Below are 13,496 nucleotides of genomic sequence, written 5' to 3'. Positions count from 1 at the left end.
GAGGCTTGGAACAGGCTCGTCGATCAGCCTTGGCGCATCATGACCATCGGCCGGCGCCAGTGGGCATGTCGGTTCTGATCAATGCAGGTTGGTATCTATATGCTTTCGCTGGCAAGTTGAAGCCGACGGTACGGCTCCAGAGCTCCGGCTCTGGAGCCCGCACGTTCCGAACCAACGAGCGTAAGCGCGCTCTCCTCATCACGGCACGGCGCTATTCAGGTGCGCCTCGCGAAAGGATATCAAGCGACAGGATCCTTCATCCCAAAGAACCAGCCTTATCGATCTCAGACTTTCGCGAATGGTCAGGCGGTTGATGTCTGCAAGTTCGGGTCGCGCGTCGAGCGCCGCTGAGAGTCGGTAGAAGGGAATGTTGCTGCAGAGATGGTGAACGTGGTGCATGCCGATGTTCGCGGTAAACCAGCGCAGCACGCGAGGCAGTACATAGTACGAGCTTCCGAGCAGTGCGGCCTCATGGAAGCCCCAGTCCTTTCCCCTTCTCCAATGCGTTCTCTCGAATTGATGCTGGATGTAAAACAGCCAAACGCCGGCGGACGCGGCGAATAGGGTTATTGGTAGCTGGATTAGCAGAAAAGCACGTAACCCAACCGCCATAACTAGAAAGGTTGAAACCAATGCGATCGCGCAATTCGTTCCCATAGCACTGGCCCATGGCCGCCAACCCTCGCGCATGTGACCAAGTGGAAGCCGATAACGTAAGAAAAATAGCCATGCGGGGCCGAGCCCGAACATTACCAGAGGGCTGCGGTAGAGGCGGTAGCGTAGTCGTCTCCAGGAGCTGAGCCCTTCGAACTCGGAGACAGTTAGAGTGTCGACGTCGCCTATGCCGCGGCGGTCCAGGTTTCCTGTGCTGGCGTGATGTTCTGCATGCCCACGACGCCACAGATTGTAGGGGCTCAGCGTCAGCACGCCAATGCACCGGCCCAGCCAGTCGTTCGCGCGCCGACCTTTGAAGAATGCGCCGTGTCCGCAGTCATGCTGGATCAAAAACAGGCGGAGGAGAAAGCCCGCTGCGGGAAGCGCCAGAAGGAGTGTGGCGGCATAATGAACGTGCAGGGAAAGCCACATCAGGAGCCAGAGTATCGCCAGAGGTGCGGCGCTAATCACCAGTTCGAAGAGCGCGCGCGCGTTGCTAGGCTGCCGATAGGTGGCGAGATGACGTGCGATTCCCCGGAGGTCAGTAGGCGCGGCCGCAGTGATTTCCCCGACGTTGCCAAACGTAGCTGCACTGTTTGTCATAGTTTGTTGAAACCTGTCCTCGACGTGGCTTTCGCACGAAGTCGATGTCGTCGTGCCGCATACCGAGATATAATCGGCACAAACTGTCGCCTTGCCCAACTGCGCAGGACGTTAGGAAAGTCCGCGGTCCCTTGCCCAAGCCACAGCAGCTGCTCGGCGGTTGACTCCGATTTTTGCGTAGATACCGGCAACGTGATTGCGCACTGTGTTGCCTGAAAGGGCCAAGCGTCCGGCAATCGCCTTGTCATCCAACCCTTCGCAGATCAACGCTAGAACCTGACGTTCGCGAGTGGTCAGCTCGACGGATTGCTTGCGCGCCTCGCCTTGATGCGGGTTTTTCAAGCTCGCGAGCTTGTCCATGATTGTGCGGCTGAACCAGCTCGCGTCCTTCATGACCGCTTCGATCGCTGCGACCAGTTCAAGCTCGCTGCTTCTGCGGGCGGAAATATCCTGGAAGAGCCACAGAGTGCACTGCTCGCCCCGCAGAACCATCCGCTCGGCTGAGAGGAGGCAGTCCAGCGGGTGGTTCTTGGCGTCTAACAATTGAACGTCTCGGTTGCGAATGCCCCCCGCACGCTCAATCTCCTGCTCGACGGTGTTTCGCTCGTGAACGTCAGCCCAAAGCTCTGGATCGCCGGCCGCACGTCCGACAAAGCCGGCGGCACTGTAGCCAGTTAACCTCCAGAACGCCTCGTTTCCTTCTATCAGGCGGTGCCCGTCAGGAGAGGTAAGCGCCATTGCAACAGGGGCCATCTGGAACAGCGTTGAGAAATGCGCCTCGCTGTCCCGCAAAGAGTTCTCAGCCCGCCGGCGTGGCTCCAAGTCGGTGAAGGTGAAGAGCATGCACTTGTCATCGCCAATTTCGATGGGCTGCCCTGCGACTACAACCAGCCCGGTGTGACCGTTGGGCAGCGGAAGTTCCGCTTCCATTTGCGGGATGGTCTTGCCAGCAGCCAGGCGTTCTTTTGCCACCTCGAGCATCTGCGCACCGTTCAAGATATCCAGATCGTAGAGGCTGCGCCCGACAATGGCTGTTCGCGCATAGCCAGTCATCTCTAGGAAACCGCTATTCACCCGCGTGAAGCGCTGGTCCGCAAGGCGCAGGATCAGGGCAGGGGCCGGGTTGGCCTGGAACATGGCTTCGAACCGCTCCTCTGCCTCGAACTGCTCGGAAACGTCTTGGATGACGAGAGCGAGGCAGTCTGGATCTTCATCGTCTCCGGTGAGGAGTACGTCTCTGATGTGGTGCGTCCATTTAGGCTCGGCTGCACCGCTCGCGGCAACCTCCACGATCAGATCCGGGATGTTCTCGCCAGCCAGGACCCGCATCACAGGATATTCACGGCTCGCAAGGCGGTGGCCATTGCGCAAGCTCAAAGCAAATCGAGTGGCATATTCGTCCGCGGTGCTGCCCAAATCTTCGAGGCGATCAACGCCGTGCATGGCGAGGGCCGCGTAATTGGCCCAGAGGAAGGCGCCGCTGAGATCCACGAGGATCACCCCGGAAGGCAGTCCGCTGATTAGCTGCTCGAGATGAAGAAGGGTGTTGCCAGCCAGAACGCGCGGGAGCGGGTGAGTCATGGGCATCTAGCGCTGAGGCATGCAGGATTGTTCCCGGAGAGAAGAGCTGTCTCACCCGCAACAAGGCAGTAGTAGTAGTAGGTTTATACTATCCGGCAGTTAAGCCGATATGTCTCAAATCGGAACATGAGCTCGGTAGGACGGTTCAGGCCGCTTAACCACAAGGCCCGCCATGTCCGACGACTTGCGCATACCCATCGTAAAAGAGGAAGCGACCGTCATCAAGCGTTCAGTGGAAACTGAGCGTGTGAGCGTGCGCACGTCTACGGAGGAAGAACAGGTTCTGGTGCGCGACGCTGTGCGCAGGGAGCATGTGGAAATCACGCGTGTGCCCAAGGATGAGGAGGTCTCGAAAACTCCCGACATTCGCACTGAGGGCGATCTCACCATCATTCCGGTGCTCGAAGAGCGCCTCGTGATCGAGAAACGCCTCTTCTTGGTTGAGGAGCTGCATCTGCGCCGCACCGTGGACCATGAGCCGGTTGAACTGCCCACGACGCTCCGCCGCACCCGCGTTGACGTCGAGCGTGAAGATCTTGAACAAAAGGAGCAGAAATAATGGTGTCACCCAACGGCGACTATCGCGACGGCGCCCCAAGCCATATTCACATCGAAAAGAAGAAGGGGTTTAACTGGCTGCCCTGGCTTCTTCTCGCGCTTGGTATTCTTGCTCTGCTGCTCGCGCTTAGCCGTTGCGATCGGGACGATGCCGCCGCTGTCGCGCCCGTCGACAACACGACGGCTGCAGAAGCGACGCCGCCGGCGGAGGTGGTCGCCACCACTCCCAATGCAAACACGGCCACCGCACTGGTCGGAACGTCGGGCCTTGGCGGCTACCTTGCAGGCGCCGAGCCCACTCCGCGTACGTTCACGTTCGAAAAGCTGAACTTCGACACAGCCAAGAGCGAAATCCGATCGGAGGACGCGGCTGAGGTGAACGAGGTTGCAACCACGTTGACGCAGTACCCAACCACTCGCATCCGGATCGCTGGCTATGCCGACGCACGCGGTGCCGATGCTGCCAATGCAGCACTGGGCAAAGCTCGCGCTGAAAGCGTGAAGGCCGCTCTTGCCGCCAAGGGCGTCGACGCAAACCGCATCGAAACGGTGTCTGGCGGCGAAAACGATCCCGTCGACACTAATGCGACCGACGATGGTCGCTTCGAGAACCGCCGCACCGAACTCGTGGTGACGGCGCGATAATCCCTCCCCAAGCTTGTTAGGAGAATACCCATGGCGACTACCATCACAGCATTGTTCGATAACCGCGCCGACGCTGAAGCGGCCAAGGAACGCCTCAAGAGTGCCCGCGTCGATGCGGATCATGTCCATCTTCATGACAAGTCGAGCACCGGCTACCGCGAGAGCGGCTATTCCGATCATGAGGATCGCGGCTTCTGGGACTCCGTCAAGAACGCCTTTGCGCCTGACGAGGATCGTCACACCTATGAGGAAGGCGTACGCCGAGGCGGCACATTGCTGACCGCAGACGTAGACGATGACTGCATCGACGAAGCCGTTCGGGTGCTCGAAGAGGCCAACTCAGTCGACATCGATGATCGCTCTAACCAGTGGCGCTCCTCGGGCTGGGACTATGCAGGCGCAGGCACTGTCGGTGCGGCAGGCGGTGCAACTGCACTCGGCGCGCTTGGCGGTGGTTCGGATCGTGACACGCTCGGCAGCGAGCGTGAAGAGGTGATCCCGATCGTTGAAGAGAACTTGGTCGTCGGAAAGCGCGATGTCAGCCGTGGCGGCGTTCGCGTGCGGTCGTATGTCTCTGAAACGCCGGTGCACGAGCAGGTCCGCTTGCGCAACGAGCGTGTCAACGTTGAGCGTCGCGCCGTCGATCTGCCACTCTCCGCGGCTGAGGGTGACGCGTTCCGTGAGCGGAGCATCGACATGACGGCTACGGGCGAGGAAGCAGTGGTTGGCAAGAACGCCCGCGTTGTCGAGGAAGTGGTCGTCTCCAAAACCGCTGAAGAGCATGTCGAGACCATCGACGACACCGTTCGCCGGACCGACGTCGAGATCGACCGCGACAGCGACATCGACACGACCACCGGCTCCGCTTCGGCTCCCAAGCCGCGGGACTACTAAGCTGAACGGCCTGCGCAGGGGAGACCCTGCGCAGGCTCTCGGGCGCCATAACACCAAGCGAAAACAGGGAGCACGGCGATGGAGCCGGACTATGTAAGCGTCGACGGACTTGCCGCCGGCACACGCAATTTCGGCGAAACCGCCATGTTCTACGTTCAGGAGTGGGGGCCTCGCCTCCTTGCCGCCGCGGTCATTCTCCTGATTGGCTACCTGATCGCCAAGGCAGTGAAGTGGGGTGTCGCCAGCCTGGTGAACAGCACTCCGCTCGCGCGCCATGCGCACCGCCACGCAGGTGTGCCGGAGACTGCGGGACGCCACCCGAAGAGCGTCGGCGCCCAGGTCGGCGACGCAGCATTCTGGATCGTCATCCTAATTGCCTTGGTGCTTGCAGCCCAGCCACTAGGCCTGGCCGCTGCTACCAGCCCGATCGGGCGGATGCTCAACGGCTTTGGTGCGGGGATTCCGAACATCATTGGCGCGGTGCTGATCTTCTTTGTCGGCTATATCGTCGCGAGTGTCGCGAAAAAGGCCATCGAGGCTGTACTCACTGCAGCGCGAACAGAGCAGATCGCGGAGCGCGCAGGCCTCGCTAAGGCAGATCCGACGACGCTGCCGCGTATGGTCGGCGGAATTGTCTTCGCCCTCATCATCATCCCTGTCGCCATTGCCGCGCTCGACCAGCTGAACATCCGCGCGATTTCGGATCCTGCAACAGCCATGTTGCGCATCATCCTCGACAGCATCCCGCATGTGATTGCGGCCGCCATCATCCTGGCTCTAGCGTTCGTGATCGGGCGCTTCGCCTCGCAGCTTCTCACCCAGTTCCTCAGCAGCACCGGCTTTGATCGCACAGTCGCTGCAATGGGCTTGTTCCCCGCAGCAAAGCCTCAGTCCGACGACACGTCGGCCTCAGGTGATATCGCCAGCACACCTGCACTTGTGCCATCCAAATTGCTCGGCGGTGCCGTGTTCGCGGCAATCATGATCTTTGGCTTGATGGAAGCCTTCCGGCAGCTGAACTTCACCTACGGCTCGCGGATGATGGCCGAGATCCTCACCTTGTTGGGATCGGTGATCTTTGGCGCGGTCATTATTGCCGCAGCGGTTGCAATCGCAAAGCTGGTAGCCAGTGTCATTCGAGCTAGTGGCGGGGCAAACGGCGAGCTCACGGCGAAGATAGTGCAGGTAGCTATCATCGTCTTGGGAACCGCCATCGGCCTGCGTTTCATGGGCTTGGCTGATGACATCATCAACCTTGCTTTTGGTCTGACGCTTGGCGCCATTGCAGTTGCCTTCGCTCTCGCTTTTGGTCTGGGCGGTCGTGATGCGGCGGCTCGCATTGTTCAACGTCTCGCCGGCTCGAATGATGGCTCAGACAAGCCAACGCCGCAAGCCAGCACCATCGTTCGCCCGACCGGCACTAGCACCAGCTCTGCGCCTCAGGAGCCTCAGGCGTGAGGGCGAATGCAGCGTTTGTCCTGACCGCTATTACTCTTCTCGCCGCGTGTGACGGCGAGCGGGAAAAGGCAGGCGAGAAGGCTGATGCCGCGATGAACGTGGATGGCGGCCTGATGCACGACGGACCGCAAGAACGGCTCGGCGAGATCCGAGATCGTGAAGCTCGAGATCAGGCCAAAGCTGTTGAGGCTCAGGCTGACGCTACTGAGCATCGTGCTGATGAAATCGAGGCGGCTGCGGACCAGAAAGCAGATGCACTCGAGCGTCAGGCAAAGGAAGTTCGCGAACAGGCGGAGCGTAGGTCTGACGCACTCGACCAGCAAGCGGACGCCATTCGCGGCAAGTAAGGCACGTTAGCCGCTGTCTATTCGAGTTGTGCAGGAGTAAACATCATGAGCGATATAAAGGTCGACAGTGAAGGCGAGCAGGTGCAGCACTTCGCCCCATCTAGCACGGGCTTTGTCAGCGCCGCTTCTGAGCCACCGATAGTGGGTGCCCAAGATGCTCTCAGCACTGGTGCGAGCACAACCCAATCCGGAACGAGCTTTGCTGGCCGAGTCAAGGACCGGATTTCTAGCTCGGCTGTCGAGCGCAAGGCCGGCCTTGCTGACCGGATCGATGAGTTCGCCGAAAGTCTGAATAGAAGCAGCCGGGAGTTTGCCGGCAAGCAAGACTGGATCGCCGATGCGATCGCACGAGGTGGCGCTGAAGTAGGGTCGCTGGCGAACTCTCTGCGCGACGCGGACGTTGGTGAGCTGCTGCGGCAGGTTCAACTCTTCGCTCGACGTAAACCCGCCCTTTTCATCGGCGCCTCGCTTGCCGCTGGCTTTGCAGTCGCGCGCGTCGGCAAAATCGTCGCCGCCGATCTTAATCGGGATGATCTCCCCGTGATGCCGGAGGTCGGCCATGGCCAACACTGATCCGCGTTCCCCCCACACCATCGGTGAGATCGCCAGTGGGCTTGCCGGCGATGTGCAGGATCTCGTGCGAGGTGAGCTCGCCTTAGCTCGTGCCGAATTCGATCAGAAAATTCACGTGCTTGTGACAGCGGCGATTGCTGCGGTTGGAGGTGCCTTGGTTGCGTTTGCCGGTCTGGTCGTGCTCCTCGAAGGCGGCGCGGCATTGCTGGCCAAGTGGATTCCAACCTGGGCGGCTCTGCTGATCGTCGGTCTCGTCATCGTACTGGTTGGTGGGCTAATCGCACGCTCAGCCATCGCCAAGCTGTCGCTCAAGAACATCAAGCCCGAGCGCACCATCGCCAACGTTCAGCATGACGCTCACATCGTGAAGGAGCATATCTGATGGCTGTCGAACTCTCCGAAACTGATCAGATCGAACATGATCTGGAGCGCACCCGCGCGCGAATGGACCAGCGACTAGACGCGCTGCAGGACAAAATGTCGCCTGCCCAAATCGTAAACGACGCCTTCTCGCACGTCGCGGGTACTGACGGCGCAACGTTCACCGACAACCTCATCGCTCGGGCCAAGGCCAACCCCGCGGCAGTGGCGCTCGTCTGTGCTGGTTTTGCATGGCTGATGATGCCGCGACGGCACTCGGAAGACGCTGGGTTGGAGCCGGCAAACGAGTTGTTTACCCGCCTTCAGTTCGCCGAGAGCAGAGTGCGGCGCTTCGATGACGAGCATGACGAAGCCTTCAACGACCGGCTGCATGAGGCCCGCGGTCATGTTCTCGGGATCGAGCGTGGTCTTGACGAGCCGTCCTCATCATACAGCGAGCGGATCAGGAAGGCACTTGCTTCAGCCCGACAGTCCGTCCGAGAGGCCGCTCACGACGCGAAGGCAGGTGCGACCGGAACGATCAGCGACGCGAGAAAGCACTTCAGCGGCAATGGACAGCACTATTCAGTGCCGAGAAACACGTCACTGAAGTCTAACCCGCTAGCTCTCGGGGCCTTAGCGGCCGTTGGGGGACTAATCGCCGGCTCCTTACTGCGGACCACGGAGCTGGAAGAGCGGACGCTTGGCACTGCCGCTGGCAAGCTCAAGGCAACTGGTCGAGATGTGGCGCAGGACCTTGCCGACAAGAGCGGCCGAGTGGTGAATCAAGCGCTCGACACGGCTCTCAACAGCGTAACTCGGGAAGGTCTGACACCTGACCGGCCGATTGGAGAAGCATTCGCAGCGCTGAAGAGTGGCGAGCTTGTTGGAAGCGTCAAGCAGGTGGCCGCGGACGCGCTTGAAGCTGGTAAGGTTGCCGTGAAGGGTGAAGCGCCAACTCGCCCGCTTCACCCCACGCAAACAGAAACATGAGACCCCGTCCGGTCAGCATCTTGATTCTGGCGCTGATACTTGGCGTATCTGCCGGCATCGCAGCCCTCTTCATCTGGTCGATGCAAAACCGGGTGCCCCCGGCAACTCAGTCGGCCAAGCCGATGGTTCAGGGGGCTTCGAGTTCGGGCGTCCCGGCAGAGCTCAACGGTGCTCCGGCACGAGTTATGCTGGAGACCGAGAAATCAGCTAACCGGTAGCTACAGACGAATAGCCTTCCTGGTGGCGCTGGCGGCGCTGTGTGCCGCCAGCAAATTCTCTCTTACACTTCCTCAGCTGCCTCGGCTTCTGCCTTGGTCTTGTGGTTGATACCCTCTTCCTCGGCGGGCGGGGTGTACACAGTGAAGAGCTTCAAGGGTTCATCGCCCTTGTTGATGATGTTATGCTTCGCGCCCTTCGGAATAATAACCATGTGGTTGGCGTCACCTTAGTACGGCTACCATCAACAAGGGCTTGCCCTTCGCCAGCGACAAAGAACGTAGTCTGGTCTGCATCGTGCGTTTCCTCGCCGATGTCCTCGCCAGGCTCGATGCTCATGAGCACGACTTGACAGTTCTCATCATAGTAAACTTCCTTCTGGAAGTTCTTATTTTTAGTCGCAAGCTCGATCATGTCCTTATTGAACACAGCCATTCGTCTTCTCCTGTGGTGATGCACTCTCTCCGCGGTAAGCTCTGGCAACGGGAACGGCCAGAGATGCCTGAAGTTAGGCCGCCAAATAGATCTTCATGAGGCATGACTAACAACGGCAGCTATGAATAGGTTCAATCAGCCCGTCGGCGCTGGCGGCTTGAGCATGAACGGACCGCAGCTATCGGGAGTCGCGGGAACCGGTCCGTACGGCAACAAATGGCGCTCAGCTGCCGCACGTACCGTACCAGACGGCGTGTTCGCCCATTGCTGATTGTTTCACGGCGACTGGCTTGGGATTCGGCTACCGACAGCCGGTCCGAAAGCCACCGGTCCGCTCCTGGCTCGAGAAGCGGCCCGTCCGGTTGCGCCCCAATTAGGTCGTCACGGTAGCGGGACCTCACCCGAGAGCGGACCCTTGTTCATGTGGCAGTCTAACGCTGGTTGCGGAGCGCACTTAGCTGATACGTCGCGTATGTTTGGCTCTGCTGCTGACGAGCTGTGGTTCGCCCGTTTGGACGTAGTTTCGTTGGCCAGCCGAGGTTCAAAAGCGAGGCTTATGCCAGACCACCTTCTGAAAGGAGATGCAGATGCTCTTATACGCCTCACTGCTCGTCGGCGCTCAAACGGCGCCCTCCGTGCCTCAGTCACCGCCTTGTAGAGGCACAAGTGGTCTGACTGCTACGCGTTTAACAGATTTACCGGCTGGGATCAGGAGCATCCTACCAGCCGCTTTGGCTGACGCGGATGGTCCATTCCACGTCTCCGACGGGGTAGGACCGGGTGAGGAAGATTGGCCATTCGTACGGCTGACCTGCGGTTACTCAATCCCGCAGGGCTATATCGTGGAACTGGAGCGGGGCGGCCGCGGCCACAGTTTCAGCCAGATCGCCTTTCAGAAGACAGCGACGGGTTATAGGTTGAGGTAAAAGCCTTTCCCGGTTAAAAAAGCATAACGGGAAAGCTGCCGCGCCTGTCACGCAGGCGACCAGCTTCGGTTTCTGCAAGCCAGCGCCCCTTTTCGGGAACGGCAGCTACTGCGCCCTCTGAGTGCCAAAAGCGGCCGGACGGCTATCCACCCAAAAGTCGTCCTTTGGCGGCCGGTGTTCAAACATGAACCTACGGCAGCTTTTGGGAAGCGCGCAGGCAGCCCTAAACGGCAGCTACTGGCGCTCCGCTGCCGCACGTACGGTGCCAGACGGCGTGTTGGCCCATTGCTGATTGTTTACGGCGATTGGCTTGGGATCCGGCTACCGCCAACCCGTCCGACAGCAGCCGGTCCGCTCCTGGAGCGAGAAGCCGCTCGTCCGCTGACGCCCCAGTAGTTGCCATCCGCACAGGCTTGATCGGATGCTGGGAAGCTGCCGTTTAAACAACTCCGGCGAGGGTCATCCGAGCACTCCGAGGAAGTGGAGCACGATGCCGGCGGCGGAGGTGCCGAGCAGCGTCGCGATGACGTTGGCTCGCAGGGTGAACACCGCGACGATCGCGGCCCCGGCAAGCAGCGTCGCCCAGGGATCCACGCTGCCGAGCACCGGCGCGTCGAAGCGGATGGGTCCGAGGCTGAGCATCGCCGTCTGGCGGAACAGCGTGTGGAGCGCGAACCACACCGCCAGGTTGAGCACGACGCCGACGACTGCGGCCGTGATCGCCGAGAGGGCGCCCGCGACCGCAGCGTTCCCGCGTAGCCGCTCGATGAAGGGCGCTCCGAGGAAGATCCACAGGAAGCAGGGCACGAACGTCACCCAGGTCGCGAGCAGCCCGCCAAGCGTTCCCGCCAGCAGCGGGGACAGGGCGCCGGCCTCACGATATGCGCCCAGGAAGCCGACGAACTGGAGCACCATGATCAGCGGTCCCGGCGTCGTCTCGGCCATGCCTAGGCCGTCGAGCATCTCGGCCGGGCTCAGCCAGCCATAATTCTCCACTGCCTGCTGCGCGACATAGGCAAGCACGGCATAGGCGCCGCCAAATGTCACCATCGCCATGGTCGAGAAGAAGGTCGCGATGCGGCTGAACACGTCATCCGGGCCCAGCGCGATCAGCAGCGCCGCGACTGGGATCAGCCACAAGGCCAGCCAGATCAGCGCGGTCTGGACGGTCTCGCGCCAGGTCGGCCGCGCGTGCGCCGGCAAGTCCTCGCCCAGCAGCGTATCGGCGTCGGCGACGGTCGCGCTCTTCGACGCGCCGTGGCCACCGCCGCGAAACGCGGCATGGCCCTGCTTGCCCGACCACCAGCCGATCAGGCTGGCGCCGAGCACGATCAGTGGAAACGGCGCGCCAAAGAAGAAGATCAGGACGAACGCGGCAGTGGCGAGCAGCCGCGCCGGTGCGGTCTTCAGCGCCCGCCCGCCGATCCGCACCACCGCCTGGAGCACCACCGCGAGCACCGCGGCCTTGAGGCCGAAGAACAAGGCCGAGACGATGCCGACCCGCCCGTAAAGTACATAAACCCAGCTCAGTGCCATGACCGCGACGGCGCCGGGCAGGATGAAAAGCACGCCGGCGACGATGCCGCCCTTCGTTCGGTGCATCAGCCATCCGATATAGGTGGCGAGCTGTTGCGCCTCGGGCCCCGGCAACAGCATGCAATAGTTGAGCGCGTGGAGGAAACGCTGCTCCCCGATCCACCGTTTCTCGTCGACCAGGATGCGGTGCATCACCGCTATTTGCCCGGCCGGTCCGCCAAACGACAGCATCGCGATGCGCAGCCACACCCAGAATGCCTGGCGCAGGGTGACCGGTTGCGGCGGGGCAGGCGGTGCGACGTCCATGGTAGCCGCGGTCATGCCGACACCCCCTTGTGCGCTGAGCCGCGCGCGGGCTGGTGCGAGGACCAGTCATGCTTTTCGCCCTGTGCGTCGCGGCACCAGCGATAAAGCGCGTCGTATACCGCCATGCCGGCTTCGACCTGGGCATGGTCGTCGCTGTGGGTGCGCGAGAGGCCGAGCGAAATGGCGAGCAGGCCGGCGGCTTCAGGTACGAGGTCGAGACGGTCGGTGTCGGCGCCGCGCACGATGGCGGCGAGCCGCACCAGCGGCGCATGGGCGCCAAGGCCAAACGCCTCGACCATCAGGTCGAAGGTGCACAGGTCGCCGCGATGGCTCCAGAATACGCGATCATCGGCAAGGTCGAACGGCTCTGCCAGCTGCTGCGTGGCGACGGTCAGCACCTCGGCGGGCGCCACGAAGAGGAAGCGTGCGGCGGGATCGACGAAGCGGCGGATCAGCCAAGGGCAGGCGATCCGATCTACCTTGGGACGCGATCGCGTCACCCACCATGTCCGGCCGTCTTCGTGCCGTGCGGGCAAATGGGCGAAGGATACCGTGGGTAGCCCCGCGCTCGCCCAGGCGGCGAACCCGCCTTCAAGTGTTTCGGCCGGGATGCCGTCGCTGCGCAGGATCGCCGCCGCCGACACCGCCGGGCCGCGCCCATCGCCGTCGACAACGACGACCGAGCTACTGGGGTCCTGGCGCCAATGGATCGGGTCCTTGCAGGCGGGAGCTTGCGAGCCCGGGATCGCTTCGGTTGGCGCGTCCCGAAGGTCGATAATCCGGGGCGATCCGGGCAGCGCTATCAGGCGCGCGAGCTTATCGGGAGTGATTGCATTGTGAGCGGGCATGACGCGTCCTTGGCGTAGTGAGCTGGACGCGATTCTTCAGCTGACGCCTCGTGGGGAAATCGCAGTCCCCATATCCGCAATCAGCCATGCTGCGCCCTGCTTGTCAATCGCGTGGAGGTCGTCAGCTTTCCCCCATTCTAATGCGAAGGAGACAGGCCGGTTTCCACCCATGACCCGCCACCGTGGCGTTTGAGCTAGGCGAAGTTACCCAACTCGTCGGCCTCATTGTCGGGCAGGCCATGCTCCGCCAGGCCATCGTCGGGCGTTCCGAAGACTGGTTCCGTGGACATATCGCCGGAGTCAGGCTCGTTGCCCGGAATGCTTGTAGGATTCATGGTCGTTCCTTTGCTTCCTTGTGGGAACGCACGAGCACGCACATGGGGCACGCGCCGCGACCTGCTGCATGCTCTTGCTGCCGGACTGCTAGCGTTCACACGCGCAAGCGCCGGGTCTGGATCGTGCCTTCCTCAAAGATGGTGTATCGCGGCGGCTGCGTTTCGAAAGCAGATGGAATGGCAGCCCCTTCACGTACGATGCCTGGATCGGGGTCGAACCTGACCTCG

Annotated in this window: 14 protein-coding genes; 7 read left to right on the top strand and 7 right to left on the bottom strand. The window is 61.5% G+C overall.

All coding sequences use genetic code 11. From position 1 onward, the window contains the following. Positions 1-198: 198 nt before the first annotated feature. Together FHT02_RS20650 and FHT02_RS20645 are read right to left on the bottom strand one after the other, a co-directional pair. On the bottom strand, positions 199-1,257 hold the full coding sequence (locus FHT02_RS20650) for a fatty acid desaturase (RefSeq protein WP_184092021.1): 1,059 nt from the start codon (positions 1,255-1,257) through the stop codon (positions 199-201). A gap of 111 nt (positions 1,258-1,368) precedes the next feature. After that, on the bottom strand, positions 1,369-2,838 hold the full coding sequence (locus FHT02_RS20645; RefSeq protein ID WP_184092019.1) for a PAS domain S-box protein: 1,470 nt from the start codon (positions 2,836-2,838) through the stop codon (positions 1,369-1,371). Between the two features lie 172 nt (positions 2,839-3,010). Between FHT02_RS20645 and FHT02_RS20640 the strand changes: the two genes are divergently transcribed. From FHT02_RS20640 to FHT02_RS20620, 5 genes are all read left to right on the top strand, one after another. Then, a complete protein-coding gene (locus tag FHT02_RS20640) occupies positions 3,011-3,397 on the top strand; it encodes a YsnF/AvaK domain-containing protein (RefSeq protein WP_184092017.1) in 387 nt (128 codons plus the stop codon). Next, positions 3,397-4,041, top strand: coding sequence for an OmpA family protein (locus FHT02_RS20635; protein ID WP_184092015.1), 645 nt, complete (start codon positions 3,397-3,399; stop codon positions 4,039-4,041). The genes FHT02_RS20640 and FHT02_RS20635 overlap by 1 nt, the downstream gene beginning before the upstream one ends. 30 nt (positions 4,042-4,071) lie before the next feature. Then, on the top strand, positions 4,072-4,935 hold the full coding sequence (locus FHT02_RS20630) for a YsnF/AvaK domain-containing protein (protein ID WP_184092013.1): 864 nt from the start codon (positions 4,072-4,074) through the stop codon (positions 4,933-4,935). Between the two features lie 78 nt (positions 4,936-5,013). Continuing rightward, the gene (locus tag FHT02_RS20625) at positions 5,014-6,393 is read left to right on the top strand and encodes a mechanosensitive ion channel (RefSeq protein ID WP_184092011.1); all 1,380 of its coding nucleotides are present in this window, start codon (positions 5,014-5,016) and stop codon (positions 6,391-6,393) included. Continuing rightward, complete coding sequence (locus FHT02_RS20620) at positions 6,390-6,740, top strand: hypothetical protein (RefSeq protein WP_184092009.1); 351 nt, start codon at positions 6,390-6,392, stop codon at positions 6,738-6,740. The genes FHT02_RS20625 and FHT02_RS20620 overlap by 4 nt, the downstream gene beginning before the upstream one ends. 6 nt (positions 6,741-6,746) lie before the next feature. Here FHT02_RS20620 and FHT02_RS20615 read toward each other — a convergent pair whose 3' ends face one another. Then, positions 6,747-7,307, bottom strand: a complete 561-nt coding sequence (locus FHT02_RS20615; RefSeq protein ID WP_184092007.1) for a hypothetical protein — start codon at positions 7,305-7,307, stop codon at positions 6,747-6,749. Between FHT02_RS20615 and FHT02_RS20610 the strand changes: the two genes are divergently transcribed. Together FHT02_RS20610 and FHT02_RS20605 are read left to right on the top strand one after the other, a co-directional pair. Then, positions 7,300-7,695: a phage holin family protein gene (locus tag FHT02_RS20610; protein WP_184092005.1), complete on the top strand. Its 396-nt coding sequence runs from the start codon at positions 7,300-7,302 to the stop codon at positions 7,693-7,695. The genes FHT02_RS20615 and FHT02_RS20610 overlap by 8 nt on opposite strands. Then, positions 7,695-8,666 (top strand): DUF3618 domain-containing protein, encoded by a 972-nt coding sequence (locus FHT02_RS20605; protein WP_184092003.1) that lies wholly within the window; start codon positions 7,695-7,697, stop codon positions 8,664-8,666. The genes FHT02_RS20610 and FHT02_RS20605 overlap by 1 nt, the downstream gene beginning before the upstream one ends. Positions 8,667-9,035: 369 nt before the next feature. Here the strand turns inward: FHT02_RS20605 and FHT02_RS20600 are convergent, their stop codons facing one another. From FHT02_RS20600 to FHT02_RS20585, 4 genes are all read right to left on the bottom strand, one after another. Then, positions 9,036-9,317 carry a cupin domain-containing protein gene (locus FHT02_RS20600; RefSeq protein ID WP_246352605.1) on the bottom strand — a complete coding sequence of 94 codons (282 nt, stop codon included), beginning with the start codon at positions 9,315-9,317 and terminating at the stop codon, positions 9,036-9,038. Between the two features lie 1,385 nt (positions 9,318-10,702). Further along, positions 10,703-12,100 carry a chromate efflux transporter gene (chrA, locus tag FHT02_RS20595; protein WP_184092001.1) on the bottom strand — a complete coding sequence of 466 codons (1,398 nt, stop codon included), beginning with the start codon at positions 12,098-12,100 and terminating at the stop codon, positions 10,703-10,705. Further along, entirely contained in the window at positions 12,097-12,933 is an 837-nt protein-coding gene (locus FHT02_RS20590; RefSeq protein WP_184091999.1) for a chromate resistance protein ChrB domain-containing protein, read from the bottom strand. Before FHT02_RS20590 ends, chrA begins: the two co-directional genes overlap by 4 nt. Positions 12,934-13,127: 194 nt before the next feature. Further along, entirely contained in the window at positions 13,128-13,268 is a 141-nt protein-coding gene (locus tag FHT02_RS20585) for a hypothetical protein (protein WP_184091997.1), read from the bottom strand. Between the last annotated feature and the right edge of the window lie 228 nt (positions 13,269-13,496).

Source organism: Sphingomonas xinjiangensis (assembly GCF_014199255.1).
GTDB classification, from domain to species: Bacteria; Pseudomonadota; Alphaproteobacteria; order Sphingomonadales; family Sphingomonadaceae; genus Sphingomonas; species Sphingomonas xinjiangensis.
This window is presented reverse-complemented; position numbering and strand designations above follow the sequence as displayed.

Bases quoted from the DNA above. Each gene is read 5' to 3' on its own strand.
- FHT02_RS20650 (WP_184092021.1), bottom strand. From the start codon at position 1,257: ATGACAAACAGTGCAGCTACGTTTGGCAACGTCGGGGAAATCACTGCG.
- FHT02_RS20645 (WP_184092019.1), bottom strand. From the start codon at position 2,838: ATGACTCACCCGCTCCCGCGCGTTCTGGCTGGCAACACCCTTCTTCAT.
- FHT02_RS20640 (WP_184092017.1), top strand. From the start codon at position 3,011: ATGTCCGACGACTTGCGCATACCCATCGTAAAAGAGGAAGCGACCGTC.
- FHT02_RS20635 (WP_184092015.1), top strand. From the start codon at position 3,397: ATGGTGTCACCCAACGGCGACTATCGCGACGGCGCCCCAAGCCATATT.
- FHT02_RS20630 (WP_184092013.1), top strand. From the start codon at position 4,072: ATGGCGACTACCATCACAGCATTGTTCGATAACCGCGCCGACGCTGAA.
- FHT02_RS20625 (WP_184092011.1), top strand. From the start codon at position 5,014: ATGGAGCCGGACTATGTAAGCGTCGACGGACTTGCCGCCGGCACACGC.
- FHT02_RS20610 (WP_184092005.1), top strand. From the start codon at position 7,300: ATGGCCAACACTGATCCGCGTTCCCCCCACACCATCGGTGAGATCGCC.
- FHT02_RS20605 (WP_184092003.1), top strand. From the start codon at position 7,695: ATGGCTGTCGAACTCTCCGAAACTGATCAGATCGAACATGATCTGGAG.
- FHT02_RS20600 (WP_246352605.1), bottom strand. From the start codon at position 9,317: ATGGCTGTGTTCAATAAGGACATGATCGAGCTTGCGACTAAAAATAAG.
- chrA (WP_184092001.1), bottom strand. From the start codon at position 12,100: ATGACCGCGGCTACCATGGACGTCGCACCGCCTGCCCCGCCGCAACCG.
- FHT02_RS20590 (WP_184091999.1), bottom strand. From the start codon at position 12,933: ATGCCCGCTCACAATGCAATCACTCCCGATAAGCTCGCGCGCCTGATA.
- FHT02_RS20585 (WP_184091997.1), bottom strand. From the start codon at position 13,268: ATGAATCCTACAAGCATTCCGGGCAACGAGCCTGACTCCGGCGATATG.